The sequence below is a fragment of the Aureimonas sp. SA4125 genome (genome assembly GCF_019973775.1).
Taxonomy (GTDB): Bacteria; Pseudomonadota; Alphaproteobacteria; order Rhizobiales; family Rhizobiaceae; genus Plantimonas.
In genome coordinates this window covers 2,037,247-2,062,856 of record NZ_AP025032.1, presented here as the reverse complement: position 1 = coordinate 2,062,856, position 25,610 = coordinate 2,037,247, and the positions used below count along the sequence as shown (strand labels likewise).

General features: G+C 65.9%; 20 protein-coding genes and 1 tRNA gene. 7 read left to right on the top strand and 14 right to left on the bottom strand.

Features of this window, described 5'->3' with window-relative positions; translation table 11 throughout:
- Positions 1–9 precede the first annotated feature (9 nt).
- The 3 genes from Sa4125_RS09550 to Sa4125_RS09540 all read left to right on the top strand — a co-directional run bounded on the left by Sa4125_RS09550 (position 10) and on the right by Sa4125_RS09540 (position 4,067).
- Positions 10–1,509, top strand: coding sequence for an ABC transporter substrate-binding protein (locus Sa4125_RS09550; RefSeq protein WP_224007700.1), 1,500 nt, complete (start codon positions 10–12; stop codon positions 1,507–1,509).
- A 250-nt stretch (positions 1,510–1,759) separates the two neighbouring features.
- Entirely contained in the window at positions 1,760–2,785 is a 1,026-nt protein-coding gene (ltaE, locus tag Sa4125_RS09545; protein WP_224006394.1) for a low-specificity L-threonine aldolase, read from the top strand.
- Positions 2,786–2,846: 61 nt separating this feature from the next.
- Complete coding sequence (locus Sa4125_RS09540) at positions 2,847–4,067, top strand: MFS transporter (RefSeq protein WP_224006391.1); 1,221 nt, start codon at positions 2,847–2,849, stop codon at positions 4,065–4,067.
- 25 nt (positions 4,068–4,092) lie between these two features.
- Here the strand turns inward: Sa4125_RS09540 and Sa4125_RS09535 are convergent, their stop codons facing one another.
- Together Sa4125_RS09535 and Sa4125_RS09530 are read right to left on the bottom strand one after the other, a co-directional pair.
- Positions 4,093–5,046, bottom strand: a complete 954-nt coding sequence (locus Sa4125_RS09535) for an ornithine cyclodeaminase family protein (RefSeq protein ID WP_224006388.1) — start codon at positions 5,044–5,046, stop codon at positions 4,093–4,095.
- A gap of 41 nt (positions 5,047–5,087) precedes the next feature.
- The gene (locus Sa4125_RS09530; protein ID WP_224006385.1) at positions 5,088–5,330 is read right to left on the bottom strand and encodes a hypothetical protein; all 243 of its coding nucleotides are present in this window, start codon (positions 5,328–5,330) and stop codon (positions 5,088–5,090) included.
- Between the two features lie 504 nt (positions 5,331–5,834).
- On the opposite strand from Sa4125_RS09530, the gene Sa4125_RS09525 reads away from it, so the two are divergent.
- A complete protein-coding gene (locus tag Sa4125_RS09525; protein WP_224006382.1) occupies positions 5,835–7,313 on the top strand; it encodes an MDR family MFS transporter in 1,479 nt (492 codons plus the stop codon).
- A 411-nt stretch (positions 7,314–7,724) separates the two neighbouring features.
- On the opposite strand, the gene Sa4125_RS09520 is transcribed toward Sa4125_RS09525, so the two are convergent.
- The 7 genes from Sa4125_RS09520 to Sa4125_RS09490 all read right to left on the bottom strand — a co-directional run bounded on the left by Sa4125_RS09520 (position 7,725) and on the right by Sa4125_RS09490 (position 17,297).
- A complete protein-coding gene (locus Sa4125_RS09520; RefSeq protein WP_224006379.1) occupies positions 7,725–8,000 on the bottom strand; it encodes an HU family DNA-binding protein in 276 nt (91 codons plus the stop codon).
- 169 nt (positions 8,001–8,169) lie between these two features.
- A complete protein-coding gene (gene lon / locus Sa4125_RS09515; protein ID WP_224006376.1) occupies positions 8,170–10,578 on the bottom strand; it encodes an endopeptidase La in 2,409 nt (802 codons plus the stop codon).
- 237 nt (positions 10,579–10,815) lie between these two features.
- Complete coding sequence (gene clpX, locus Sa4125_RS09510; protein WP_224006374.1) at positions 10,816–12,084, bottom strand: ATP-dependent Clp protease ATP-binding subunit ClpX; 1,269 nt, start codon at positions 12,082–12,084, stop codon at positions 10,816–10,818.
- A gap of 298 nt (positions 12,085–12,382) precedes the next feature.
- On the bottom strand, positions 12,383–13,015 hold the full coding sequence (locus tag Sa4125_RS09505) for an ATP-dependent Clp protease proteolytic subunit (RefSeq protein ID WP_224006371.1): 633 nt from the start codon (positions 13,013–13,015) through the stop codon (positions 12,383–12,385).
- Positions 13,016–13,194: 179 nt separating this feature from the next.
- Positions 13,195–15,564: a mechanosensitive ion channel domain-containing protein gene (locus Sa4125_RS09500; protein WP_224006368.1), complete on the bottom strand. Its 2,370-nt coding sequence runs from the start codon at positions 15,562–15,564 to the stop codon at positions 13,195–13,197.
- A gap of 202 nt (positions 15,565–15,766) precedes the next feature.
- Positions 15,767–17,131 (bottom strand): trigger factor, encoded by a 1,365-nt coding sequence (tig, locus tag Sa4125_RS09495; RefSeq protein WP_224006366.1) that lies wholly within the window; start codon positions 17,129–17,131, stop codon positions 15,767–15,769.
- A gap of 81 nt (positions 17,132–17,212) precedes the next feature.
- Positions 17,213–17,297, bottom strand: a tRNA-Leu gene (locus Sa4125_RS09490).
- Positions 17,298–17,703: 406 nt separating this feature from the next.
- On the opposite strand from Sa4125_RS09490, the gene Sa4125_RS09485 reads away from it, so the two are divergent.
- Together Sa4125_RS09485 and trmFO are read left to right on the top strand one after the other, a co-directional pair.
- On the top strand, positions 17,704–17,847 hold the full coding sequence (locus Sa4125_RS09485; RefSeq protein WP_224006363.1) for a DUF1127 domain-containing protein: 144 nt from the start codon (positions 17,704–17,706) through the stop codon (positions 17,845–17,847).
- A 171-nt stretch (positions 17,848–18,018) separates the two neighbouring features.
- On the top strand, positions 18,019–19,437 hold the full coding sequence (trmFO, locus tag Sa4125_RS09480; protein WP_224006360.1) for a methylenetetrahydrofolate--tRNA-(uracil(54)-C(5))-methyltransferase (FADH(2)-oxidizing) TrmFO: 1,419 nt from the start codon (positions 18,019–18,021) through the stop codon (positions 19,435–19,437).
- Here trmFO and Sa4125_RS09475 read toward each other — a convergent pair.
- The 4 genes from Sa4125_RS09475 to yajC are packed head-to-tail and all read right to left on the bottom strand — an operon-like array spanning position 19,408 to position 22,983.
- The gene (locus Sa4125_RS09475) at positions 19,408–21,228 is read right to left on the bottom strand and encodes a DUF4153 domain-containing protein (RefSeq protein ID WP_224006357.1); all 1,821 of its coding nucleotides are present in this window, start codon (positions 21,226–21,228) and stop codon (positions 19,408–19,410) included. The two genes, trmFO and Sa4125_RS09475, sit on opposite strands and share 30 nt — an antisense overlap.
- A gap of 58 nt (positions 21,229–21,286) precedes the next feature.
- A complete protein-coding gene (locus tag Sa4125_RS09470; protein WP_224006354.1) occupies positions 21,287–22,177 on the bottom strand; it encodes a phytoene/squalene synthase family protein in 891 nt (296 codons plus the stop codon).
- Between the two features lie 19 nt (positions 22,178–22,196).
- The gene (locus Sa4125_RS09465) at positions 22,197–22,586 is read right to left on the bottom strand and encodes an Mth938-like domain-containing protein (protein ID WP_224006352.1); all 390 of its coding nucleotides are present in this window, start codon (positions 22,584–22,586) and stop codon (positions 22,197–22,199) included.
- Between the two features lie 52 nt (positions 22,587–22,638).
- The gene (yajC, locus tag Sa4125_RS09460) at positions 22,639–22,983 is read right to left on the bottom strand and encodes a preprotein translocase subunit YajC (protein ID WP_224006350.1); all 345 of its coding nucleotides are present in this window, start codon (positions 22,981–22,983) and stop codon (positions 22,639–22,641) included.
- A gap of 137 nt (positions 22,984–23,120) precedes the next feature.
- Here yajC and Sa4125_RS09455 point away from each other — a divergent pair, with 137 nt between their 5' ends.
- Entirely contained in the window at positions 23,121–24,008 is an 888-nt protein-coding gene (locus tag Sa4125_RS09455; protein WP_224006348.1) for an ATP-binding protein, read from the top strand.
- A gap of 63 nt (positions 24,009–24,071) precedes the next feature.
- Here Sa4125_RS09455 and Sa4125_RS09450 read toward each other — a convergent pair whose 3' ends face one another.
- Positions 24,072–25,589, bottom strand: a complete 1,518-nt coding sequence (locus Sa4125_RS09450; RefSeq protein ID WP_224006346.1) for a peptidoglycan DD-metalloendopeptidase family protein — start codon at positions 25,587–25,589, stop codon at positions 24,072–24,074.
- Positions 25,590–25,610 lie beyond the last annotated feature (21 nt).

Here is a 25,610-nt window from a genome sequence, read left to right as displayed (position 1 = left end):
AGACAGCGCATGACCCGCCTTCTCGCCGCCACCATGCTTGCCGGCCTCACCTTGGGGACCTCGATCGCCGAGGCCGCCGGCATTCTCACCATCGGCCGCCGCGAGGATTCGACCACGTTCGATCCCATCGCTTCCGCGCAGAACGTCGACAACTGGGTCTATTCCAATGTCTTCGACGTCCTCGTGCGCGTCGACAAGACCGGCACCAAGCTGGAGCCGGGCCTCGCCGAAAGCTGGACCATTTCGGACGACAAGCTGACCTACACGTTCACGCTGCGCGACGCGAAATTCTCCGACGGATCGCCCGTGACCGCCGAGGACGCCGCCTTCTCGCTCCTGCGCATCCGCGATGCCGAGACCTCGCTCTGGTCCTCCTCCTACACCATCGTCGACACGGCGGTGGCGACCGACGCCAAGACGCTGACGGTGAAGCTGAAGGAGCCTTCGGTGCCTTTCCTGGCTTCGCTGGCGCTGCCGAACGTCTCTGTCCTGCCGAAGGCCGCGATCGAGGCCGACGCCGAAGGCTTCGCCTCAGCACCCATCGGCTCCGGGGCGTTTTCGGTAAAGGAGTGGATCCGCGGCGATCGGGTGATCCTCGAGAAGAATCCGAACTACTGGGAAGCCGACAAGGTGAGCCTTGATGGCGTCGAGTGGATTTCCGTGCCCGACGACAATACGCGCATGCTGAACGTCCAGGCGGGCGAACTGGATGCCGCGATCTTCGTGCCCTTCTCGCGCGTCGCGACGCTGAAGGAGGACAAGAACCTCAAGGTGACGCTCGACCCCTCGACCCGCGAGGATGCCCTCCTCATCAACCACGAGAAGGGCAAGCTCGCCGACAAGGCCGTGCGCCAGGCGCTGGATATGGCGATCGACAAGCAGGCCATCGTCGACGCCGTCACCTTCGGCATTGGCGAGGTCGCCAATTCCTACGTTCCGAAGGGCGCCCTCTACTACAACGCCGCCAATATCCAGCGTCCTTACGACCCGGCCAAGGCCAAGGAGATGCTGGCGGCCGCCGGCGCCTCGGACCTCACCCTCGACTACAACGTCAAGGCCGGCGACGAGGTCGACGAGCAGATCGCCGTGCTCCTGCAGCAGCAGCTACAGCAGGCCGGCGTGACCGTGACGATCAACAAGGTCGACCCGTCGAGCCAGTGGGACATCTTCGTCGCCGGCGATTTCGACGTGTCGGTCGGCTACTGGACGAACGACGTGCTCGACCCCGACCAGAAGACCACCTTCGTCCTCGGCCACGACACCAACCTCAACTACATGACCCGCTACAAGAACGACGAGGTGAAGGCACTGGTCGCCGAGGCGCGTACCGAGGCCGATCCGGTCAAGCGCGAGGCGATGTACGTGAAGTTGCAGGAGACGGCCAAGGAGGACGTCAACTGGATCGACCTCTACTACAGCCCCTACATCAACGTGACGCGCTCGAACATCGACGGCTTCTACCAGAACCCGCTCGGCCGCTTCTGGCTCGAGGACGTCGTGAAAAACTGAGCACGCCCGGCGACCCGCCTGCCGGCGAATGGCAGGCGGGTCGCTCCCTCGCGCGGGACCGTGACCGGGATGCCGGCACGACCGGTGGTCGAAAGCCCAGTCGCACGGGGTGGATTGCGGCCTTGCGGCCACGACTGCGGCGAAGAGTTTCGCCAGGCTGCGAAATGACGGCCGCAAGTCGCTGCAAGCGATTGACAATGCGGCCGCAACGCACTTCGACGGGCGGACAGACCAACAGGAAGCGCATCCGATGTTGAGCAACCAGACCGTCGATCTCCGCAGCGATACCGTGACGCGGCCCTCGCCGGAGATGCGGGCGGCCATGGCCGAGGCGCCGGTGGGCGACGACGTCTGGGGCGACGATCCTTCCGTCAAGGAGCTGGAATCGGCGGTCGCACACCGCGCGGGCAAGGCGGCGGCACTGTTCTTTCCCAGCGGCACCCAGAGCAATCTCGCTGCGCTGATGGCCCATTGCGAGCGGGGAGACGAGTACATCGTCGGCCAGGGCGCGCACACCTACCGCTTCGAGGGAGGCGGCGCGGCGGTGCTTGGCTCCATCCAGCCGCAGCCGATCGAGCACGATGCCGACGGCTCGCTGCCGCTCGGCAGGATTCGCGCGGCGATCAAGCCGATCGACCCGCATTTTGCCCGCACGAAACTTCTGACCCTCGAAAACACCATTGGCGGCCGCGTCCTCGACCCGGCCTATGTCGAGGCCGCGGGCGCGCTGGCACGCTCGGCGGGCCTCGCCTTCCACCTCGACGGTGCACGCGCCTGGAACGCGGCCGTCGCCGGCGGCGTGACGATCGGCGAGATCTGCCGCCCCTTCGATTCGGTTTCCCTCTGCTTCTCGAAGGGTCTCGGGGCGCCGGTCGGTTCCTGCCTCGTCGGCAGCGCCGAACTGATCGCCAAGGCGCTGCGCTGGCGAAAGGTGCTCGGGGGCGGGATGCGCCAGTCCGGCATCCTCGCCGCGGCCTGCCTCCATGCCCTCGACCACAATATCCCGAGCCTTGCGGCCGACCACGACAAGGCGCGGCAACTGGCTTCGGGCCTGCAGGGTCTTGCCGGCGTGACGATCACCCAGGCGGCGACCAACATGGTGATGCTGCATGTCGATGCGCCGCTGCTCAAGCCCCTCGCCAGCGCGCTGCAGGCCGCCAACATCATCGCCGCGGTCAGCCCACAGATGCGCCTCGTCCTCCACCGTGACATTCCGGAAGACGGCGTCGCCCGCACCCTCGACGTCTTCGCCAAGGTCGCGCGCCGCGCCGCCTGAGCATGCCGGCGTTGACCGGCAACGCGAGACCGAAGCCGCCCTGCCAAGCCGGAGCCGGCCCATGACGACCCTTTCCGATGCCGAGACGGATGATCGCCCCGGCCCGCTCCTGTGGAGCATCCTGGCGGGCGCGACGGCAGTGCAGGTTGTGGCGACAGCCGCGGCCCTCGCGCTGACGGCGATCTCTCCCGCCGTCAGCAAGGCACTCGGGATCGGCCCGCATTTCGTCGGCTATCAGATCAGCCTGATCTATCTCGCCGGCATTTTCGCGTCCGCCTATGCGGGCGCGACATTGCGCCGGTTCGGGGCGCTGCGGGTCGAGCAGCTCTGCCTTGCCTGCTTTGCCGCGGGTCTCCTGTGCTTCTCGGCCGCGCGCCTCGATCTCCTGATACTGGGTTCCGTCTTCATCGGTATCGGCTACGGCTACCAGAATCCGGCGGCGTCACAGATGCTGATGGGGATCACGCCGGCGCGATGGCGCAATCTGGTCTTCTCGATCAAGCAGGCCGGCGTGCCTATGGGCGGCATGCTGGCGAGCCTCGCCTTCCCGTTTCTCGCCCTGTTTTTCGGCTGGCAGGGCGGACTGGCGCTGTCTGCGATCGTCCCCGTCGTGCTCGCCTGCCTGCTGCAGGCGACGCAGGGCGACCTGCACCCCGTCAAAACGGCGTCTCTCGCCTCGAATGCGGCGAACGGCTTTCTCGCGGACCAGCGTCTTCTCCTTGCCGATCCCAACCTGCGGGCCCTCGCCACGCTGGGCTTCCTCTATTCCGGCGTCCAGCTGTCGCTCAGCGCCTTTGCCGTGACGACGCTCGTCGAGAACGCCGGCTGGTCCATCCTGGCCGCCGGTTCCCTCGCGGCGGCCATGCAGCTTGCGGGCGCGATCGGGCGCGTCAGCTGGGGCTATCTCGCCGATCGGCTCGGCGGCGGCTTCGTCACGCTGTGCGGCCTCGGCATTGCCGGGGGCCTCAGTGCCGTCGCGCTCTTCTGGCTGGATGTCATGCCGGCTCCGCTGCAGGTTCTGCTGATGACGGTAAACGGCGCGCTGTGGCTCGGCTGGAACGGCGTGCTCCTCGCCGAGACGGCGCGGCATGCCCCCGCCGGACGGGCCGGCGCGATGACGGGGGGCGTCCTGATCTACACCTTTCTCGGTGTCATGGTCGGACCCTCGACCTTCGCCCTCGTCGCCGGCGCGCTCGGCAGCTTCCCCTCGACCTTCGCGCTGTTCGGAGGATGCGGGTTCGCCGGGGCGGTCGTGGCCTTTCGCCGGGCGCGCAGGGGCTGACTCCCAGGGGCGATCGCAGTCCCTGCTATCTCGCCTGCTCCGCCCTGTGCTTTTCGTAGACCAGAACCGCCGCCGCGAGATCCTCCAGCGAGGCGCCGACCGATTTGAACAGGGTGACCTCGTCGGCGCTCCGACGGCCAGGGTGAAGGCCGAGACAGAGCTCGCGCAGGTCGGCGGCGATCGCGTCGGGGCCGATCAGGCCGGCGCGGATCGGCTGCACCAGGTCGCCCGCCTCGTGCAGGGCGCCTTCGCGGGTGTCGACGAAGATCTGCGACCGCAGGACCGCCGCATCGTCGCTTTCGCGCATGCCGGGATTGAAGGCGCCGACGAGGTCGAGATGGGCGCCGGGCTGCAGCCAGGCACCCCTGACCAGCGGCTCCCGCGACAGAGTGGCGCAGCTGACGATATCGGCGCTTCGCACGGCGGCTTCCAGATCGACGACCGGCTCGGCGTCCAGTCCGTCCGCACGGATGCGAGCGGCCGCCTCCCCCGCCTTCTGTCGATCGCGGCCCCAGACTGCAATTCGACGGATCGGCCGGACGCTGGCATGTGCCGCTGCCAGCCGCGCCGACAGCGCGCCGGTACCGACGACGAGGAGGTTCGCGCTGTCCTGGCGCGACAGGTACTGCGAGGCGAGCGCCGAGGCCGCGGCGGTGCGCCAGGCGGTCAGGCAGGCGCCGTCGATGATGGCGAGCGTCTCGCCCGTCAGCGCGGATGCCAGGATATACGTCCCGGCGATGGCGGGAAGCGCACGGCTGCCATTGTCCGGGACGACGCTCACCATTTTCACGCCGAGATAGGCGCCGGGGACCCAGGCCGGCATCAGGAGCAGCGTGCCGGCGCTTTCGCCGGGGATGTCGAAGGGGTGGTGATGGCGGGGGGGCGCCGCGCAGCCCCCACGAAACATGGCATCGAGCGCGCCGACGAGCTCCGGCCAGGAGAGTCGCTGCTCGACCTCGGCAGCACCGATGACGATCATGCCGGCCTCGGAAACGTTTGCGTGCCCATCTTCCGCGAAGACTATTCGACGGTCGGCTTGGCCTTGCGCTTCTTCACCGGCTTCGGCTTTGGCTCGGCTTCGAGGGCGACACGGTCGGTCTCGTCGCGGGCCAGTCGGGCAGCCTTCAGGCGTTCGTTCTTCGCCTGCGTGGCGTCGGCTGCCACGGCGATCATCGACATGGCCGTGCCCTTCTCGGCGCGCATCTCGGTGTTGCGAAAATAGGCTTGGGCGGCTTTGACGGCCGGAGTTTCATCAGACGACATGGGTGGATCTCTTCTGTCCGGGCAGGACCGATGCGGCTGCCCGGGCTTCCTACGGGGTAAGGGACGCGGCCGCTCATCATCGCGTGTCAAAGTCCGTAGCATTCTCAGGACATGACGACCAGAAGCGGGTGACCGGGTGCGGGGGCGATCGTGCGAACCCTACCCCCTTTTTGTTGAGGACACACGGCTTTTGGCGAGAAACTTGAGCCTGCCGCAGGCGATTGCCACCGTTTCACTCCGCGCATGCCGGCAGACCCTGGATCCTCGGCGCGTGCTCGGCCTGACAACCCCCTCGGGCAGCGGAGGACAGACCTGCCGCTTCGCTCGGCGACCGGCGCGGGAAAGGGTCCTTGCCAGCGCCGGGGCGCAAGCCTATGGCCAAGGTCGAGATTTCCTGCCGAACCCTTTGCCTTGAGGGCTCCCTCGACTTCACGCGAAGTTGCCGCGACGGTCAGCCGTCGGCGAGGGCCACGTCCTTTGGCCATCAGCCAAGCGATAATGCCGATGCTTGCCTCCCCCACCCTGCGTCGCCCTCTCATCCTCGGATCGATCATGGCCTCGATGGCGATGATCGCCATCGAGGCGACGATCGTCTCCACCGCCATGCCACAGATCGCCGGGCAGCTCGGCGATCTGCACCTCTACTCGTGGGTGTTCTCGGCCTTCCTGTTGGCCCAGACGGCGACCACCGTGGTGTTTGGCAAGCTTGCCGATGTCTATGGCCGCAAGCCCGTCCTCCTCATCGGCATCACGGTTTTCCTCATCGGCTCGGTGATGTGCGGCCTGGCCTGGTCGATGCCCTCGCTGATCGCGTTCCGTCTCGTCCAGGGACTGGGCGCGGGGGCGATCCAGCCGGTGGCGCTGACGGTCGTCGGCGACCTCTATTCGATCGAGGAACGCGGCAAGATCCAGGGCTATCTCGCCAGCGTCTGGGGCATATCGTCGGTTGTCGGCCCGTTCGCCGGGGCCCTGATCATCCAGCAGGTCAGCTGGGCCTGGATCTTCTGGATCAATGTGCCGATCGGCCTGGCCGCGGCGGCAGGCTTCATCGCCTATCTGCACGAGAGCGTGCCGCAGAAGAGCCAGAGCGTCGACTATGCCGGCGCGGCGCTTTTTGCCGTCGCGGTCGCGGCGCTGATGATCAGCCTGACCGAGGCAGGCACCGACGGCGGTGGCTCGATCGCGCTCGGGGCTCTCGTCGTCTGCGTGATCGCGGCGCTCCTCTTCATTCTGCAGGAACGGCGGGCCAGCACGCCGATGCTCGACATCAGTCTCTGGCGCCGTCGGCCGATCGCAACCGCCAACATCGCCACGCTCCTCAGCGGCATGTCGATCATCGGGCTGACGACCTTTCTGCCGATGTATGTCCAGGGTGTTCTCGGGCAATCGCCGCTCGTCGCGGGCTTCACGCTGACGGCCATGGTGCTGGGCTGGCCGATCGGCGCAACGCTCGCCGCCCGCAATTTCTCCCGGTTCGGCCTCCGTCCCACCCTGCTCTTCGGCGCGACGCTTCTGCCACTGGGGGCCATCGGCTTCGTTCTGCTCAATCCCTCGACGTCGCCGCAGGTCGCCGCGATCGGTTCGGTCGTCATGGGGCTCGGGATGGGTTTTCTCAGCACCGCGGCGATCGTGATCATCCAGAGCAGTGTCGACTGGGGCGAGCGGGGCGCCGCGACGGCGTCGAATATCTTCGCCCGTAACCTTGGCAGCACGCTCGGCGCCACCGCGCTCGGCGCGGTCTTCAACATCAGCCTGGCGACCGGTGGGCGGGGCATCGTCGCCGTCGACTTCGACACCATCCGGCAATTGCTGGAGAGCCCGGGGACGCTCGTGGGCGAAGCATCGGCGCGGCTGGCGCTCGGCCATTCGCTGCACCTGACGTTCTGGGGCGTCTTCATCGTGTCGGTGCTGACCTTCTTCACGGCCCTCATGGTGCCGCGCGTTCATCACCCCGCCGCAACGACCGCAGCACCGTCGGCATAGAACCCTGAGGTTCCTTCGGCGAGACGCACCAGGCACGGCCTGAGCAACACTTCCCGGCAGAATGAAGCGATCATTTCGGAAGACGCGAGGGATCGACCGCCAGAAGCTCTCCGCAGAGCTCGAGGCTGCCCGTCAACGGAGAATGGCGGGGTCTACGGCCAGCGCCGGAGACTTGGTAACCAGCGAAGCGAATTTGGCGGCGACACTTGTCAGCCTCGCGGATGCGCCGGGGGATCCACCGGCGAACGCGGATGGTCCGGAAACCTGGTTTCCCGCAGGGCCGACATGGCGGTCCTGCGGACAAGGCAGTTTCCAGCGCCGGCTCGGTGTGCCGGTGCTGTCCACTACACGCGGTGGTCGGAGACCTGGCCTGATCGCCTGGCGGATGCCAGGATGCGCCAGCTGGACACCCTACTTGTTGACGGCGTCCTTCAGGCCCTTGCCGGCGGCGAACTTCGGCACATTGCGCGCCGGAATGTCGACCTCGGCTCCGGTGGACGGGTTGCGTCCCTTGGAAGCGGCGCGGTGCGACACGGAAAACGTGCCGAAGCCGACGAGACGAATGTCGTCGCCCTTGGCCATGGTGGTTTCGATCACGTCGAACAGAGCATCGACAGCCTGGCTTGCCTGCTGCTTCGACAACTCGGCCTTTTCTGCAACGGCCTGGACCAGCTCGTTCTTGTTCATCAGACATCCTCCTGATTTTCTGTAAGTCGCATCGACTCCCGGGGACGATGGGCGAGTCTTGAGGATCATTCAAGCCGCATCGTCCCGCAAACCGCGCAAAATAAGGGTTTGCTCACAAAAATGCCGCCCCGAGGGGCGGCATTTCAGTCACAGGGTGTGTCGGCCCGCCTCAGTGAGCGATCGAGGCGGCGCCATCTTCGACCTTTTCCGCTGCCGCGATCGGCGTCGCCGGCTCGGTCCATTCGATGGCAACCGGCTCGCGAACGAGCGCGTGCTGAAGGACTTCGCCAATGCGGCCAACAGGAATGATTTCCATATTGTTCTTCACATTGTCCGGGATGTCGGCGAGGTCCTTGGCATTCTCCTCGGGGATCAGGACCGTCTTGATCCCTCCCCGCAGTGCCGCCAGCAGTTTCTCCTTCAACCCGCCGATCGGCAGGACTCGTCCACGCAAGGTGATCTCGCCGGTCATGGCAATGTCGCCCCGGACCGGAATACCCGTCATCACCGAGATGATGGCGGTCGCCATCGCGACACCGGCAGACGGTCCGTCCTTCGGGGTCGCGCCTTCCGGCACGTGGACGTGGATGTCCCGCTTGTCGAACAGCGGCGGTTCGATGCCAAAGTCGACGGCGCGCGAGCGGACGTACGACGCCGCCGCGGAAATCGACTCCTTCATCACGTCCTTCAGATTGCCCGTCACCGTCATCTTGCCCTTGCCGGGCATCATGACGCCTTCGATGGTCAGAAGTTCGCCGCCGACCTCGGTCCAGGCAAGACCCGTGACGATACCGACCTGGTTCTCGAGCTCCGCCTCGCCGTAGCGATAGCGCCAGACGCCGAGATAGTCCGGCAGGTTGTCCTTGGTGACCTCGACGGACTTCGTCTCGCCCTTCAGGATCTTCGTCACGGCCTTGCGGGCCAGCGTCATCAGTTCGCGCTCGAAGCTGCGCACCCCCGCCTCGCGGGTGTAGCGCCGGGCGATCTCCTGCAACGCATCATCGCTGACGGAGAACTCCTCGGGCTTCAAGGCGTGATCGCGGATCGCCTTGGGCAGGAGATGCCGGCGGGCAATCTGGACCTTCTCGTCCTCGGTGTAGCCGGCAATGCGGATGACCTCCATGCGGTCCAGAAGGGGACCTGGAATGTTCATCGTGTTCGCCGTGGTCACGAACATCGTCGCCGACAGGTCGTATTCGACCTCGAGATAGTGGTCCATGAAGGTCGAGTTCTGCTCGGGATCGAGAACCTCGAGCAGCGCCGACGACGGATCGCCGCGGAAGTCCTGCCCCATCTTGTCGATCTCGTCGAGCAGGAAGAGCGGGTTGCTCTTCTTGGCCTTCTTCATCGACTGGATCACCTTGCCGGGCATCGAGCCGATATAGGTGCGCCGATGGCCGCGGATCTCCGCTTCGTCGCGCACGCCGCCGAGCGCCATGCGAACATATTCACGGCCCGTGGCCCGCGCGATCGACTTGGCGAGCGAGGTCTTGCCGACGCCGGGAGGGCCGACCAGGCAGAGGATCGGACCCTTCATCTTCGTCTGGCGGCTCTGCACGGCCAGATATTCGATGATGCGCTCCTTCACCTTGTCGAGGCCGTAATGCTCCTCGTCGAGAATCTTCTCGGCTTCCTTCAGGTCGATCTTGACCTTCGAGCGAACGCCCCAGGGAAGCCCGAGGATCCAGTCGAGATAATTGCGCACGACGGTGGCTTCCGCCGACATCGGGCTCATCTGCTTCAGCTTCTTGAACTCGGCGGTCGCCTTCTCGCGGGCTTCCTTGGAGAGCTTGGTCTTCTTGATCCGGTCATCGAGTTCGGCCAGTTCGTCGCGGCCGTCCTCGCCGTCGCCCAGTTCTTTCTGGATCGCCTTCATCTGCTCGTTCAGATAGTATTCGCGCTGCGTCTTCTCCATCTGGCGCTTGACGCGCGAACGGATCCGCTTCTCGACCTGCAGGACGGAAATCTCCGCCTCCATGAAGGAAAGCGCCTTTTCCAGCCGCGCACGGACGCTGATGATGCCGAGCATCTCCTGCTTCTCGGCGATCTTGATCGCCAGATGCGAAGCGACGGTATCGGCGAGCTTCGAATAATCGTCGATCTGCCCCGCAGCACCAACGACTTCCGGCGAGATCTTCTTGTTCAGCTTGACGTAGTTCTCGAACTCCGAAACGACAGAACGCGCCAGCCCCTCGACCTCGACGGCGTCCTCCTCGATCTCGGGAACGATCCGCGCAGACGCCTCGTGCCACTCGGTGCGGGAGGAGAAGCTGTCGATGCGCGCGCGCATCATGCCCTCGACCAGAACCTTCACGGTGCCGTCAGGCAGCTTCAGGAGCTGCAGGACATTGGCAACGGTGCCGAGGTCATAGATGGCGTCGGCGGCGGGGTCCTCGTCGCTGGCATTCTTCTGGGTGACGAGCAGGATCTGCTTGTCGGCGCCCATCACCTCTTCCAGGGCCTTGATCGACTTCTCGCGCCCGACGAAGAGCGGAACGATCATGTGCGGGAAGACGACGATGTCGCGAAGCGGCAGGACGGGATACAGGACCGCGCCGGCCTCATTGATACTCGACATGGTATTTCCTTTCTTCGGCTTTCGCCGCTTTTGGCCATTGCGCCCCGGGCCTTGCACAAGCACCCGGCGTGAATGCCGTCGTCGTCCTATGTGGGAGGGAGCGCCCACCGCTTCAATGATTCAATTCCTTCAGCGCACATTGTGCGCGCCTGTTCCGTTGCAGGCAACAAAAAGCCCGTCCTGACAAAGCCAGGACGGGCTTTTCTGTGTCCGCCGAGGCTGAAGCGAAGGGACTCGTTAGGCGCTGGCGGTTTCCTTCTCGTCCTTGCGGTCGGCATAGATGTAGAGAGGACGTGCCTTGCCGTCGATGACCTCCTCGGAGATCACGACCTCCTGCACGCCTTCCAGCGTCGGCAGGTCGAACATGGTGTCCAGCAGCATGGATTCCATGATCGAGCGCAGTCCGCGGGCGCCGGTCTTGCGCTCGATCGCCTTGCGCGCGATCGCCTTCAGCGCGTCGTCGTGGAAGGAGAGTTCGACGTTCTCCATCTCGAACAGCCGCTGATACTGCTTGACCAGCGCGTTCTTCGGCTCGACCAGAATCTGCACCAATGCCGGCTCATCGAGATCCTCGAGCGTCGCGAGCACCGGCAGACGGCCGACGAATTCGGGGATCAGGCCGAACTTCAGGAGATCCGACGGCTCGACCTGGCGGAAGAGATCGCCGGTGCGGCGATCCTCGGGGGACGAAACGTTGGCGGCAAAGCCGATCGAGGTCTTGCGGCCGCGATCGGAGATGATCTTGTCGAGACCCGAGAAGGCGCCGCCGCAGATGAACAGGATGTTCGCCGTGTCGACCTGCAGGAACTCCTGCTGCGGATGCTTGCGCCCGCCCTGCGGCGGCACGGAGGCGACGGTGCCTTCCATGATCTTCAGGAGCGCCTGCTGCACGCCCTCGCCAGAGACGTCGCGGGTGATCGACGGGTTGTCGGACTTGCGGGAGATCTTGTCGATCTCGTCGATGTAGACGATGCCGCGCTGTGCCCGCTCGACATTGTAGTCGGCCGATTGCAGGAGCTTCAGGATGATGTTCTCGACGTCCTCGCCGACATAGCCGGCCTCGGTCAGCGTCGTCGCATCCGCCATCGTGAACGGCACGTCCAGGATGCGGGCGAGCGTCTGGGCCAGCAGGGTCTTGCCGCAACCGGTCGGGCCCATCAGGAGGATGTTGGACTTCGCCAGTTCGACGTCGTTGTGCTTGGAGGCATGCGCCAGCCGCTTGTAGTGGTTGTGCACCGCGACCGACAGGACCTTCTTGGCAAAGGACTGGCCGATGACGTAGTCGTCCAGCACCGCGATGATTTCCTGCGGGGTCGGCACGCCCTCGCGCGACTTCACCATCGAGGATTTGTTTTCCTCGCGGATGATGTCCATGCACAATTCGACGCACTCGTCGCAGATGAAGACCGTCGGACCGGCAATCAGCTTGCGAACCTCGTGCTGGCTCTTTCCGCAGAAAGAGCAATAGAGCGTATTCTTCGAATCGCCGCCGCTGACTTTGCTCATCGTTCTTCCTTCCGGTCCGGTATCCGCAGGCCCGCCTTCGCGCCGGTGGCCTCGAACCCGGATGTTATGCCACGTCGCACCGATTGCAACTGCGGCGCCACAAGGGCCGCATTGTCGCGTATGACACTTTGACTCATGCGGATCGTGCGGGACAAACCTTGAGCGACCCTGAACGGCCCACCCCTTGGTTTGCTCTAGGGTAGGGTCGCCCCGTGTTCAGATCAAGGCTCCGGACGACTGGTCGCGGGCGCGTCCCGGACGAGACGTTCGGTGCCTTGATGCCGAAAAGCGATGCAGATCAGCTGGGTACGTGAGCCTCGAGCGCCTCGCGCGAAGAGTAGACCTTGTCGATCAGGCCGAACTCCTGCGACTCGTCCGCGGTCATGAAATGATCGCGGTCGAGCGTGCGCTCGATCGTCTCGATGTCCTGGCCGGTGTGCGTGACGTAAATCTCGTTCAGCCGGCGCTTCAGCTTGATGATGTCCTGGGCATGGCGCTCGATGTCCGATGCCTGGCCGGAGAATCCACCGGAGGGCTGATGCACCATGATGCGGGCGTTGGGCGTGGCAAAGCGCATGCCTTTTTCGCCGGCGCACAGGAGCAGCGAGCCCATCGAGGCGGCCTGCCCGATGCAGAGCGTCGACACCGGCGGACGGATGAACTGCATGGTGTCGTAGATCGCCATGCCGGAGGTGACGACGCCACCCGGCGAGTTGATGTAGAGGGCGATCTCCTTCTTCGGGTTCTCGGCCTCCAGGAACAGCAGCTGCGCGCAGACCAGGGTCGCGATGCCGTCTTCGATCGGACCGGTGATGAAGATCACCCGCTCCTTGAGGAGGCGCGAAAAGATGTCGTAGGCGCGCTCGCCGCGGTTGGTCTGCTCGACCACCATCGGGACGAGGTTCATCGCTCTTTCCACGGGATGCATCATTAGGGTGCTTTCGGTTCTGGTGTGGCAGGCGCGGCGGAACCGTACCTTCGGAGAATCAGTCGGCCGTGGCCCATGCCGTAGATAGGGCTTGACGACCCTTCTGTGCAAGATGTGCGCCGACGAAGCGAAGCGCAGGCTTAATCGTCTGGATGGCTGCCCGACGATCGGCAGGGTTCGCGTCAGCGCCCCTCATCTCCGTCCGCGGCGTCGTCGATATCATGGACGCTGGGCGGGATCGGCGAGCCGTCGGCGTTGACCGACCCGTAGCGCGATGGACTGGATCTTGAGATCTGGCGACCGACCTGCGTCGGATCCGCCGCGACGAGAGGCGCGGCGAGGTGCACCGGCGGCGCATTCCCGCCCTTGTCCTCGCCGAACCAGACCGTCATGTGCGGAAACGGGATCTCGACGCTGCGCTCGTCGCACAGGCGCTTGACGATCTCGTTATAGGCCCGGCCGACGCCCCACTGCTTGCCCGGCAAGGTCTTGATCCGGCCGCGGACGACGACGGCGGAGGCCCCCAGCTCGTTGACCCCGAACATCTCGAAGTCGGCGATGATATCGGCGCCGAGGTCGCCGGCCTTCAGCTCGTCGAAGGCATCCTGCATCAGGCGCTTCACGTCGTCGGTGTTCTCGCGGTAGGCGACGCCGAGATCGGCGACGAACTGCGAGAAATCCTTCGTCATGTTGGCGACCTGGTCGACGGAGGAAAACGGAATCAGATGATAGGTCCCGTCAAGGGCCCGCAAGCCGACCGACCGGATGGTCAGCCGCTCGACCACACCCGAGACCCCGGCGACCAGAACGACGTCGCCCTCGTTCATGGCATTCTCGAACTGGATGAACGCGCCGGTGATGACGTCCTGCACCAGCTTCTGCGCGCCGAAGCCGATGGCCAGGCCCACCACCCCGGCGCCGGCGAGAAGCGGCGCGATGTTGATGCCGATCTGCGAGAGCACCAGCATCACCGTCATCGCCAGGAGGAGGATGGTGAAGGCGTTGCGAAGCAGCGAGAGGAGCGTGCGTTCCCGCGCGGTCGGAACCGAGCCGAAATTGGGGTTGAGGCGGTACTCGATCCAGGAGGAGACGGCGAGAAAGGCCGCAAAGCCGAGCATGATGACGGCGCCGGCGCCGATCGTGCCGCCAATGATGCTCTGGCCGACTTCGGTGGCCGCCCAGCCGCCGAGGTCGAAGAGGCTCCAGGCCTCCATGATGAAGGCAAGGACCACGATCACCACGAGGACCCGGATGATCGTCAGCGCATTCGGAATGAAGGAATTGACCCGTCGTTCGAGCAGCGGCAGGCGGTCCCGGATCCTGTCGGGCACCGGAATGCCCTTGACGATGATCTTCGTCAGGATGGAGACGACCAGCCCCCCACACGCCATGGCCGCGATCGACTTGAGGGTCGCGACGGTCATGAAGCGCAAGCCCTCGTCCGGGCTGCTCAGCCAGACAGAAAACAGGGCCAGCACGAACACGATGGCGAAGATCCACCAGACATGGCCGAGGAGGGAGTAGAAACGGGCACGAAAGCTTCGGTCTCCCCTCGCCCGCTGGCGGCCGAGCCGGTCGCGGACCGTGGCGCGGTTGCGCAGGATCAGGAAGATGACCGTGCACAGGCTGAGAAAGGCGACGATGAAGCGTACAGCATCGCCGGCGGCTGCATTGGAACTGGCTTCGACCACCGGCGCGACGAAGAGAAAGCTGTAGCCGAGGACCGAGATCAGTCGCGATATCCAGAAATACCAGTATCGCGCATGGCGGTCCCCGAAGGGTGTCAGGCGCAGTTTTGGCTGGTCGGGCGCGACGAAGACGTGAAAGAGGCCCTTGGTCACCTCGATGAAGAGAAAGGCGTTGAGAAACAGCGCCTGGTTGATGTTCGGTGGCCCGCCGAAGAAGAGGATCGCCGTGGCGTAGCCGGCGGCGAGACTGATCAGGATGGCCAGCAGACTGGCGCCCGTCAGCAGCAGGAGCAGGCCAAGCTTGGCCAGAGGGCCGGCATGTTCCGCCCGCTTTTCGAGCCGGTCGGCGATACGGTGCCTGATGGCGCTGAGGATCGCATAGATGGCAAAGACGATCAGCGCGACCAGCACGACCGGCAGGATGGCGTCGTAGAGCCGTGGCAGATGCACCGCGCTCGCGCCTGACAGGAGGCTCTCTGCCTCCCGAACGGAGACGGCGACCTGACCGGCGAGGGCAAAGCCCTGGCCCACGAGGATCTGGCTTGCCCGGGCGATTTCGCCGGGCACGGAAAGGCTTTCCGGGGAATCCGCCGGAGCCGCCGCGCCGGCGCCAGCCGCCGCCGCCGGTGACTTGTAGGCCGCGGCCTTCAGCGACTCCACCAGCTTCTGCCGGGTGTCGTCGTTCTCCAGGAGGCGGATCAGATCGTCCAGCGAGGGGTCCGCAGCGGCCGGGCTTTCGGCTGCGGCCGGCTCCTGAGCGGCTGCGGGGAAGGACAGGCCCGGGATTTGCGCGCTGGCTCCCGTCGAAGCGAACAGCATCGCCACAAACAGGAGGGCGGCGCCCGCGGAGATCAGTCTGTGCATCGAGGTGATTTCTTCGGTCCTGGTGTGGTCAGTCGGCCGATCCGGCCACCGGGGCAGGCTACGGCGGGCGGACATTTGCCGGCGCTGAGCCTGTCATAACGCACGCTTTGACGAGAATTTGGCACAGGCGGCAAGAAACCGCCGCTGAAATGCAAAAGGCCGGCAGATGAGCCGGCCTTTTGTCATGCGTCGATGCTGAAGATCAGGCGGCGGCGGTGACGCCGGCCTCGTCCTCGTCGTCCTTCAGGAGCTCTTCCTTCGTCACGATCTTGTCGGTGACGTCGACCGTGGCGAGCAGATGATCGACGACCTTCTCCTCGTAGAGCGGCGCGCGCAGGGCGGCGACGGCTTCGGGCGAGTTGCGGAAGTATTCGTAGATCTGCTGCTCCTGGCCCGGGTATTGCCGGACCTGCTCGAAGACCGCGCGCTGCAGCTCCTCATCGGTGATCTGGACACCGGCGCCCTCGCCGATCGACGAGAGAACGAGGCCGAGACGGACGCGGCGCTCGGCGAGCCGGCGGTATTCGGCCGTCGCCTTCTCTTCGGTCGTGTCCTCGTCCTCGAAGCTCTTGTCGTTCTTCTTCAGCTCGGCGGTGACCTGGCCCCAGATGTTGTTGAACTCGGCCTCGACGAGCTTCTCCGGCAGCTCGAAGTCGTAATCCTTGTCCAGCGCGTCGAGCAGCTGGCGCTTGACCTTCTGGCGGGTCGCGCTGCCAAACTGGCTCTCGATCTGCTCACGGACGAGGGTGCGAAGACGATCGATCGATTCGAGGCCCATGGTCTTGGCCAACTCGTCGTTCAGCTCGAGATCGCCCGGCTTGGAGACAGATTTCACCGTGATGTCGAACACGGCTTCCTTGCCCGCGAGATGGGGCGCGCTGTAGTCGTCGGGGAAGGTCACGGTGACCTTCTTCTCGTCGCCGGCGGAGACGCCGATCAGCTGGTCCTCGAAGCCGGGGATGAAAGTGTTCGAACCCAGCACAAGGCTCGACTCTTCGGAGGAACCGCCGTCGAAGGGCTCGTCGTCGATCTTGCCGACGAAAGCCATGTTGACCTTGTCGCCCGTTTCGGCCGCGCCTTCCTTGACCTCGTAGGTGCGGGCGTTCTCGGCGATGCGCTTGACCTGCTCCTCGACTTCCTCGTCCGAGATCTCGACCATCGGGCGCTCGATCGCGATCGCCTTGGTGTCCTTCAGGTCGAAGGCCGGCAGCGTCTCGTAGGACAGCGTGAAGACGAAATCCTTCTCGCCGTTCAGGACCTTCTCGGCGTCCTTCTCGTCCTCCGTCATTGCGACTTCGGGCTGCATGGCGGAACGCTCGTTGCGCTCGGCGATGACGGAGCGCGGGGTCTCGTTGATGATCTGGTTGACGATCTCGGCCATCATCGACCGACCGTACATCTTGCGAAGATGCGTCATCGGGACCTTGCCGGGCCGGAAACCCTTCAGCTTCGCCTGGCCCTTGGCCTCGTTGAGCCTGACCTGAAGCCGCGCTTCAAGGTCCGAGGCCGGCACGACGATCTCGATCTCGCGCTTCAGGCCCTCGGCCTTGGTTTCCGTTACCTGCATTGTCTCTAACCTTTTGACCTTGCGAGCGGCGGACCCTCTTTCGTCCGCCACATCGATGATGAATCCTGTCCCGTCGGCAAATGGTGCGGGTGGAGGGACTCGAACCCCCACGCTGTTAGGCGCTAGAACCTAAATCTAGTGCGTCTACCAATTCCGCCACACCCGCATGGCGCCGCACAGATGCCCTTGCAGGCGCGCGTCTCCATAACACCTGTCATCTGGGCGTTAAAGAGCAAATCGGGTCCCTCTTCGAGCGGGTAGACGGCGGTACCGTGCCCACGATCGGGCCATTGCGCCGCGATGCCACGCGCGGGCGACGCCGACGCTCTGAGAGACCGTTTCCATCCGGTTAACCCCCAGAACCCGATTTTCGCCGGCGGTCCGTTCCCCGATCCGGAACCCCAGCGTTTGCAGGATGCGAACCGATTTATGTTGCGATGCACAATGTGCAGATCAGCCATGCATTTTCGTCGCTGGTGCGTCGCCCTCCATGCATCTAAATATTGCTCAACGAAGCGGGACACGGCCACTCGGGCAGCCCCTTCAATCGATTTAGTCCCAAGGTGAGACCCATGAACCTCGTTCGTTCCTACAGCAACTGGCGCCGTTTTCGCGAGACCTGCAACGAGTTGAACCGGTTGTCGCAGCGCGAACTTTCCGATCTCGGCATCTCGCGCGCCGACATCCCCTCGATTGCACGCCAGGCAAGCAATTAAATATCAAAGTTTCGCGACGGTTTTCCTCCCAGAACCGTTGCGGATTGGAACCTGCGAATCCTCCTCCCATCGCAGGTTTGAAAACGACACCCGCCGGTTCCTCCCCCGGCGGGTGTTGTTGTTTTCGGCCCTGGCTTTCCCCGGAAATCGACCGGTGTTAGACTGGCGCTCATGCAGAACACCCCCATCCATATCGTCGGCGGCGGCCTTGCCGGTTCCGAAGCCGCGTGGCAGGTCGCCACTTCAGGCGTTCCCGTCGTGCTGCACGAGATGCGCCCGGTCCGTGGGACCGAGGCGCACAAGACGCAGTCGCTGGCCGAGCTCGTCTGCTCCAATTCCTTCCGGTCGGACGACGCCGAGACCAATGCGGTCGGTATCCTCCACGCCGAGATGCGGCTGGCCGGCTCTCTCATCATGCGCTGCGCCGATGCGCACCAGGTGCCTGCCGGCGGCGCGCTGGCGGTCGATCGCGATGGATTCGCGGCCCGCGTCACGGCCGAGATCGAAAGCCATCCGCTGATCGAGATCCGCCGCGAGGAGATCGCGGGTCTCCCGCCGCGCGACTGGGGCTCCACGATCATCGCCACAGGTCCGCTCACGGCGCCCGATCTTGCCGACGCGATCCGCGCGGAGACCGGTGAGGACGCCCTCGCCTTCTTCGACGCGATCGCGCCGATCGTCCATTTCGACACGATCGACATGGACAAGGCCTGGTTCCAGTCGCGCTACGACAAGGTGGGGCCTGGCGGCACGGGCAAGGACTACATCAACTGCCCGCTCGACCAGGAGCAATACCTCGCCTTTATCGCAGCACTGGTCGAGGGCGACACGGTCGAGTTCAAGGAATGGGAAGGCACGCCCTATTTCGACGGCTGCCTGCCGATCGAGGTGATGGCCGAGCGCGGACCCGAAACCCTGCGGCACGGACCGATGAAGCCGATGGGCCTCACCAACGCCCACAATCCGGACGTGAAGGCCTATGCTGTGGTGCAGCTGCGCCAGGACAATGCGCTGGGCACGCTCTACAACATGGTCGGGTTCCAGACAAAGCTGCGCTATGGCGAGCAGGCCGAGATCTTTCGCAGCATTCCCGGCCTCGAGAATGCGGAATTTGCCCGTCTCGGCGGCCTCCACCGCAACACCTATCTCGATTCGCCGCGCCTGCTCGATAACGCCTTGCGGCTGAAGTCGCGGCCGGACCTGCGCTTTGCCGGCCAGATCACCGGCTGCGAGGGGTATGTCGAGTCGGCGGCCATCGGTCTCCTGGCCGGGCGCTTCGCCGCCGCCGACGCGCGCGGTGACGCGGCGACGCCGCCGCCGCCGACGACCGCCATGGGCGCGATCCTGTCGCACATCACCGGCGGCCATCTCTCCGGCATCGAGGAAAGCGGCAAGCGCTCGTTCCAGCCGATGAACGTCAATTTCGGCCTGTTCCCGCCGGTCGAAGTGCCGAAGGTGCCGCGGATCGACGGCAAGCGGGTGCGCGGCAAGGAGAAGGCCGACCAGCGTCGCCGGGCGATGTCCGCCCGCGCGCTCGCCGACTGCGCGGTCTGGCTTGGGCTATCGCGGATCGCCGCCGCCGCCGAGTGAGCCTGGCCAGTCGGCGCCGCGCAGAAGGATCGTGGCGGTCAAGGAAACCGGCGCGCCGCTGATCCTGTCCCAGGTGGCGAAAGTGACGCGCAGGCGAAGCCTCCGCCCGCCGGCGGACGTGACGTCGAAGACCGCAGGCGCGACCTGCCCCGGATCGCGGTCGCCAGCGCCGGCCTCCGGCAGCGCGGCTTGCAGCGACTTCAGCGAGGGAGCCAGCGGGAACCTGTCCGCCGTGCCGCCGAGGCTGATCACCAGGTCGGCGCCCTCGATCGTCACGGGCAGGACGGCAGCATCCGATCCGCCCTCCGGCGGACGCTGCTGGATGATCCGCTCGATCAGCGCGCGATCGAAACCGCCGAGATCGAGATCGCTTGGCCGCCCGGCCGCGAAGGTCCACGATTCCTCGGCACCGAGAGCGCTTCGCCCGTAGTCGAGCCCGAGCACGCCGATCATCGCGGCGGAGAGTTGGTCGGGCTTGCCGGCGGAGCGGGCTTCGATCTCGGCCCGCTGCTCTGCCGGCAGGAGAGGCAGCACTCGGCCGAGCTCGTCGACCTCGTCCAGCGCCCCCAGCCGCGAGCGGAGGGAATTTCGGGAGGCATCGTCGAGCCTTTCCGGGTCGATCGTCTCGCCATCGGAAAGGCCGCGCACCAGCAACGCTGCCTGGCTCCTGCCGACCGTCGCCGCAACGCCCCAGGGTCCGGCGGAGGACAGCGCGAGGAGAACGAGCGGAACGGCCGCGATCAGGCGGATGTCGCCGCGCCACCGCGTCCACTGCGCTGCGACGACGAGACAACTCGCCAGCGCCGCCAGCGCCAGAAAATAGCGCTCCAGGGTGACGCCTTCGGACTGGATGCGGATGCCGACGGCGTAGACGAGGAGAGCCGTCGGAACGACGAGCAAGTCTGCCCAGAACCGTCCGAACACCCGCGTCGACGCCGCCCCGTCCTGAAGAAACGGCTCCGCCGCCACCCGCAGGGACAGTACGAGGATTGAGTAGAAGCTGACGATCCAGCCGATCTCGCCTTTCGGGACCTCCTGCGTGAGGACGATCTTCACGGCGTAGAGATGGATGACGAAGGCCGTCGTCAGCGTGAGGGGCGCGGCGACCCAACCAAGCAGCGGTCGGACGCCGTTCGCAAGCCTGTCGCCTGGTCCAGCCACGGTGGTCTCGTCAAACTCGGCCGGGATGCGGCCGAGGGCGAAAAGCGGGCCGACGAGGGTAAGCGCGGTGATGTAGATGTGCTCGTAGGCGTCGGTGGAGAGGCCGATCCCGAAGAGATAGCGGATCATTTCGAGGATGGCGGAAACGCCGAGGACGAAAATCAGGACCGAGACGAAGGCGAGCGTGATGCCGACGCTGGTCCACAGCGTGAAGGTCCAGAAACGTCTGACGTCGGGACGGCCGACATAGGGAACGAGCGGGATCGAGAGGCAGATTGCGGCGAGGAGCGGCGGGGCCAGGATGCCGAGTGCCTCTGCGTTCCAGATGAGAAAGCCGGCGACAAGCGCCCCCGCCGGCGGCAGCGCGAGAACCGCCACCTTGCCCGCCCCGTGCGATTCCGCCGCGAGCCGCAGCGCGACGGATGTCGACAAAGCCGCCGACAGGGCCGCCAGAAGCCAGACGGCGTCCTCGTCAGAAAGGAGATGAATGTCCGCGACTTCGAGATTGACCAGCGCCGCGATGACGAGGATCAGAACCACCGCCAGCGGAAAGCGCGCCGTGGCGAGCCCGGCGCCGAGTGCCAGGGAGCGCGACCATCGTCCAAATCCCGCCATACCCGAAAATGCCATGCAAGGGTTCCTTCGGCGCGCTGCGGCGCCGGGCACCGTCGGCCCGACAGAGATAGCCTCAGCCGCGCATGGCGCGCCAGAGGGTGAAGGTTCGGCGGAAGGGCCCGATGCGTGGGGGCTGCTCGATCGCCGCGCGTCCTGCCGCTTCGATGGGACGGAGATAGGTCTGCGTCATGTCGGCGGGCAGGAAGGCGGCCCTCAGGCTCCGCGGGACGGTCTCCCGGTGCATCCGGTAGCGGCCGAGGTGATCTCTGGCAAAGGCCGCCATCGCGGAGATGGCCCGGTCGGTCGGCTCGCTGTCTCCGGCAATGAGGGCTTCCGCCGGACAGCCGGCGGCGTCGAGGAGATCGGCCGGCAGAAAGACCTGGCGACGGTGGCGGTGGATCGGCAGCAGCCTCAGCGCCCCGACGGCCGCCTGCGCGACGCCTGCATGGCCAGCGGCCTCAGACACTTGCGGCGCCCGGCTGCGATCCAGAATCATCGCGGCCATGACGATCAGGGCCGACGCGGTATCCCCGGCATAGCCTTCGAAGGCGGTGACGGAGGGCATCGGATCGTCATAAAGGTCGAAGATCCGCGCATCGAGGAAGCGCTCGAAGGCCGCAGGCGGAAGGTCGAAGCGCGCGATGGTATCGAACAGTGCCGAGGCCACGGGATGCCCCCCGCCGCCGCGATCGCCCGAAGCGCCGACCCGCTCGGCGCTCCCTGAACCAGCGTCGCCCGATGGCGCGACCATGTCGCGCCACCATTGCAGGCGGATCTCGCCCGGCAGCGGTTGGCTGATCTGGTCGCGGACGCGCGCCGTCTCGATGTTGAAGGCATAGAGCGCGTGGAGATGACGGCGCTTGTCGGCGGGGGCGAACTGCACCGAGACCGCCCTGTCAGGATCGGCGTCGCGCACGATCCGCTCGCACTGCGCGTAGTCCGCCGACAGCTCCGCCGATGTCATCGCGATGGGGCCCGCCCGGTCATTCCACCGCCACCAGGGCGGCGGCAACCGGCCGGCCTTCGGCCAGCATGACGTTGAAGGTGCGGACGGCCGCGCCCGTCGACATCGGATCGCAGGAGATGCCGGCCTTCCTGAAGCGCTCGGCGAGGGCCGGCGGCAGGCGCCGGATGTCGGGACCCGTGCCGAACAGGACGAACCTGACGGCATCGGCTTCCTCGAAGATCTTCAACAGGCGCTCGCCGGTGAAGGGCTGGGAAATCGTCGCCTCCCAGCCGTAGATGCCCGAGGGCAGGCACAGGATAGAGCCCTTGTGCGACATCGACGCGAAGCGAAAACCACCGTTGCCGTAAGCATCGATGGGCGCCCGACCGGGAAAATGCGCCTGCCTGATCTCGATGCCCTGGGCCATGCCGTTCCTGAAAGCCTGCACGGCCGCCGGTCATCCGGTCGGCCGGAGAATGCTATTTCGCGTTGGCGGCGAGCGGCTCGCCCTTGACGCGGACGTCGGAGACGCTGCCCTGGACGACGCGGATCTTCACCGTCTCGGCGATCTGGACCTCGAGTTCGCCGGTGTCCATCACCTTCGTGACCTTGCCGATGATGCCGCCACCGGTGACGACGGTGTCGCCGCGGCGGATGTTCCTCAGCATTTCCTCGCGGCGCTTCATCTGCGTGCGCTGCGGCCGGATGATCAGGAAGTACATGATCGCGAACACGGCGACGAAGGGAAGGATGCTGATCAGCAACTCGCTGCTGCCTCCGCCTAAAGGACTGGCCGCCTGGGCGAAAGCATCGGTCACGAACATGGATGGCTCCTGGATGGAAAGGTGACGGGCGGCGACCGCCCCTTTACGTATCGGGCGGAATATACGATCGGTCGCCTCGAATGCAACACGCGACGGGCCGAGGCGCCCTTGCGCTCAACGGCTTGTGGGACACTTCGATGGATATGAACACCCCGGACCTGCAATCGGTGCTGGAGCGCATCGCCGAGAGCCTCGAGCGGCTGGCCCCGCGGCCGCTCGCGCCGCCCGACTTCGACGTGGCCGACTGCTTTGTCTTCGAGCCGCCGGCGCGCCTTGCTCCGGTCCGGCGGGTCAATCGGGTCGAGATCGACCTTCTCAAGGGAATCGACCGGGCCAAGGACATCCTGACCGAGAACACCCAGCGCTTTGCCAACGGCCTGCCGGCCAACAACGCGCTGCTCTGGGGCGCGCGGGGCATGGGCAAGTCGTCGCTGGTGAAATCTGCGCATGCCGCGGTGAACGCGGGCCTGCCGGCGGATCACCCCCGGCTGAAGCTTATCGAGATCCACCGCGAGGACATCGAGCACCTGCCGCTCCTGATGGGCTTTCTGAGGGACGCACCCTGCCCCTTCCTCCTCTTTTGTGACGATCTCTCCTTCGACGCCGGAGATGCCTCCTACAAGTCGCTGAAGGCGGCGCTCGACGGCGGCGTCGAGGGGCGGCCGGACAATGTGCTGTTCTACGCGACCTCGAACCGGCGTCATCTCCTGCCGCGCGACATGATCGAGAACGAAGCCTCGACCGCGATCAACCCCGGTGAGTCGGTCGAGGAAAAGGTGTCGCTGTCCGATCGCTTCGGCCTCTGGCTCGGCTTCCACAAATGCAGCCAGGACGACTATCTCGCCATGATCGACGGCTATCTCGCGGCCTATGGTGTCGAGGTCGACGCCGACCTTCTGCGCCGCGAGGCACTGGAATGGTCGACGACGCGGGGCAGCCGGTCCGGCCGCGTCGCCTTCCAGTTCGTGCAGGACTTCGCCGGGCGGCTTGGCGTGCGGCTCGCGCCGACCTCCATCGGCGGCTGACCGCCCGAACGCGAACGGGCCCGGCCGTGATGGCCGAGCCCGTGGTCTGGCGCAGTTTGATGCCTACTGCAGGAATTTCGCCGGATCGACAGGGGCGGAGTTCTTGCGAACCTCGAAATGCAGCATCGGCGTATCGGTGTCGCCGCTGACGCCAGCGGTGGCGATCTCCTCGCCGCGACGGACCGTCGCGCCACGCTTTACCTTCAACGTATCGGCATGGCCGTAGACGGTGACCAGGCCATTGTCATGCTTGATGAGGACGGTGTTGCCGAACTCCTTCAGGCCGTCGCCGGCGTAGATGACGACGCCGTTCTCGGCGGCCTTCACCGGGGTGCCACGCGGCACGGAGATGTCGAGGCCGTCATTGCGCCTTGTGCCGCTCTTCTCGCCGTAGCGCGAGAGCACGCGGCCCTGGACGGGCCAACGGAACTGGTCGATGCCGGTCGCGCTCGGCGCTGCGGTCGCGACTTCCTTCTGCTCCTCGGCGGAGACTGTGGTTGACGGGGCCTGGACCTTCACGGGGGCCGCGGCTGCCGGGGCGGGTTTCTCGGCCGTGACCTTGGCCGGCGCAGCCGGCTTCTCGACCGCCTGGGGCGCCGAATAGGGTTTCGGCTGCGCGGCCGGACGAACTTCCGGCTCGGCGGCTTTTGCCGGTGCTGCGGGCGCGACGCGCTTCGGCTCCACCGCGGCGACGCGCTGGGGCTGCGCCGCGCCGCCCGGCAGGCGAAGCTTCTGGCCGATCTTGATATCGCCGCTCGTCAGGTTGTTGGCGGCCTTCAGGTCCGTGACGGAAACGCCCGTGCGGCGCGAGATGCCCATCAGCGAGTCACCGGATTCCACGACAATGCTTGCCGACGAAGCGGCAGCCGGTGCCGGGCGCCCTGCCGTCGGGGCGCGCAGGGGAGCCGGCGGGGCGCCGAGGGTACGCTCTTCCCCGGCGTTCGCCGTGCGGACCGGGCCACCGTAGGAATAGGTCGGAATCGAGATCTGCTGGCCGGGGACAGCGTCGCTCGAGCGGCTGAGGCCGTTGGTCGACAGGATCGCCTTTGCGGGCACGCCGTAGCGTGTCGACAGCGTGTCGATCGTCTCGCCGTTGCCGAGCGTCACCTGATTGTTCGATTTGTGCCAGCCCTTGCCCATCGGTGCTGCGGCCGGTGCTGCGGCCTGAACGGGCTCCGGCTGCGGCGCCATCGCCGGCTCGTAGCTCGGCGCCGGAGCGGCTGCCGATGGCGGCGGGAGCATGGTGCGTTCGACATTGGCAGTCCGCACGGAACCGCCGCCGCCCGACGGATAGGCCTGGCTGGAGCCGTAGCCGGGCGTTTCCGCCTGGACGCCGGCGCCGGGATTGCTGCCGTAGGGAGCGACCGATCCGGTCTCGACCCGGTCGAGACCGCCCGGATAGGCCTGTCTCTGGCCGACGTCGCCACGCGGCACCGGCTGCCTCGGAACCGCGCCGGTGTAGAAGCCGTCATCGAATCGCGCCGTGTCGGCACTGCAGCCGGCCATCAGCGTTGCCAGTGCCAGCACCGCGACGGAGCCCGCCAGACGGAACCGAGTGTTCTTCAGCACTTCCATACGCATCGTATGACCCCACGCACCACG

What these genes read in the sequence shown, in the direction of transcription:
- Sa4125_RS09525 (WP_224006382.1), top strand. Translation starts at nt 5,835, where the DNA reads ATGCTTGCCTCCCCCACCCTGCGTCGCCCTCTCATCCTCGGATCGATC.
- Sa4125_RS09450 (WP_224006346.1), bottom strand. Translation starts at nt 25,589, where the DNA reads ATGCGTATGGAAGTGCTGAAGAACACTCGGTTCCGTCTGGCGGGCTCC.
- Sa4125_RS09550 (WP_224007700.1), top strand. Translation starts at nt 10, where the DNA reads ATGACCCGCCTTCTCGCCGCCACCATGCTTGCCGGCCTCACCTTGGGG.
- Sa4125_RS09485 (WP_224006363.1), top strand. Translation starts at nt 17,704, where the DNA reads ATGAACCTCGTTCGTTCCTACAGCAACTGGCGCCGTTTTCGCGAGACC.
- Sa4125_RS09455 (WP_224006348.1), top strand. Translation starts at nt 23,121, where the DNA reads ATGGATATGAACACCCCGGACCTGCAATCGGTGCTGGAGCGCATCGCC.
- Sa4125_RS09505 (WP_224006371.1), bottom strand. Translation starts at nt 13,015, where the DNA reads ATGATGCATCCCGTGGAAAGAGCGATGAACCTCGTCCCGATGGTGGTC.
- ltaE (WP_224006394.1), top strand. Translation starts at nt 1,760, where the DNA reads ATGTTGAGCAACCAGACCGTCGATCTCCGCAGCGATACCGTGACGCGG.
- Sa4125_RS09535 (WP_224006388.1), bottom strand. Translation starts at nt 5,046, where the DNA reads ATGATCGTCATCGGTGCTGCCGAGGTCGAGCAGCGACTCTCCTGGCCG.
- Sa4125_RS09470 (WP_224006354.1), bottom strand. Translation starts at nt 22,177, where the DNA reads ATGACATCGGCGGAGCTGTCGGCGGACTACGCGCAGTGCGAGCGGATC.
- trmFO (WP_224006360.1), top strand. Translation starts at nt 18,019, where the DNA reads ATGCAGAACACCCCCATCCATATCGTCGGCGGCGGCCTTGCCGGTTCC.
- Sa4125_RS09475 (WP_224006357.1), bottom strand. Translation starts at nt 21,228, where the DNA reads ATGGCATTTTCGGGTATGGCGGGATTTGGACGATGGTCGCGCTCCCTG.
- tig (WP_224006366.1), bottom strand. Translation starts at nt 17,131, where the DNA reads ATGCAGGTAACGGAAACCAAGGCCGAGGGCCTGAAGCGCGAGATCGAG.
- clpX (WP_224006374.1), bottom strand. Translation starts at nt 12,084, where the DNA reads ATGAGCAAAGTCAGCGGCGGCGATTCGAAGAATACGCTCTATTGCTCT.
- Sa4125_RS09530 (WP_224006385.1), bottom strand. Translation starts at nt 5,330, where the DNA reads ATGTCGTCTGATGAAACTCCGGCCGTCAAAGCCGCCCAAGCCTATTTT.
- yajC (WP_224006350.1), bottom strand. Translation starts at nt 22,983, where the DNA reads ATGTTCGTGACCGATGCTTTCGCCCAGGCGGCCAGTCCTTTAGGCGGA.
- Sa4125_RS09540 (WP_224006391.1), top strand. Translation starts at nt 2,847, where the DNA reads ATGACGACCCTTTCCGATGCCGAGACGGATGATCGCCCCGGCCCGCTC.
- lon (WP_224006376.1), bottom strand. Translation starts at nt 10,578, where the DNA reads ATGTCGAGTATCAATGAGGCCGGCGCGGTCCTGTATCCCGTCCTGCCG.
- Sa4125_RS09520 (WP_224006379.1), bottom strand. Translation starts at nt 8,000, where the DNA reads ATGAACAAGAACGAGCTGGTCCAGGCCGTTGCAGAAAAGGCCGAGTTG.
- Sa4125_RS09500 (WP_224006368.1), bottom strand. Translation starts at nt 15,564, where the DNA reads ATGCACAGACTGATCTCCGCGGGCGCCGCCCTCCTGTTTGTGGCGATG.
- Sa4125_RS09465 (WP_224006352.1), bottom strand. Translation starts at nt 22,586, where the DNA reads ATGGCCCAGGGCATCGAGATCAGGCAGGCGCATTTTCCCGGTCGGGCG.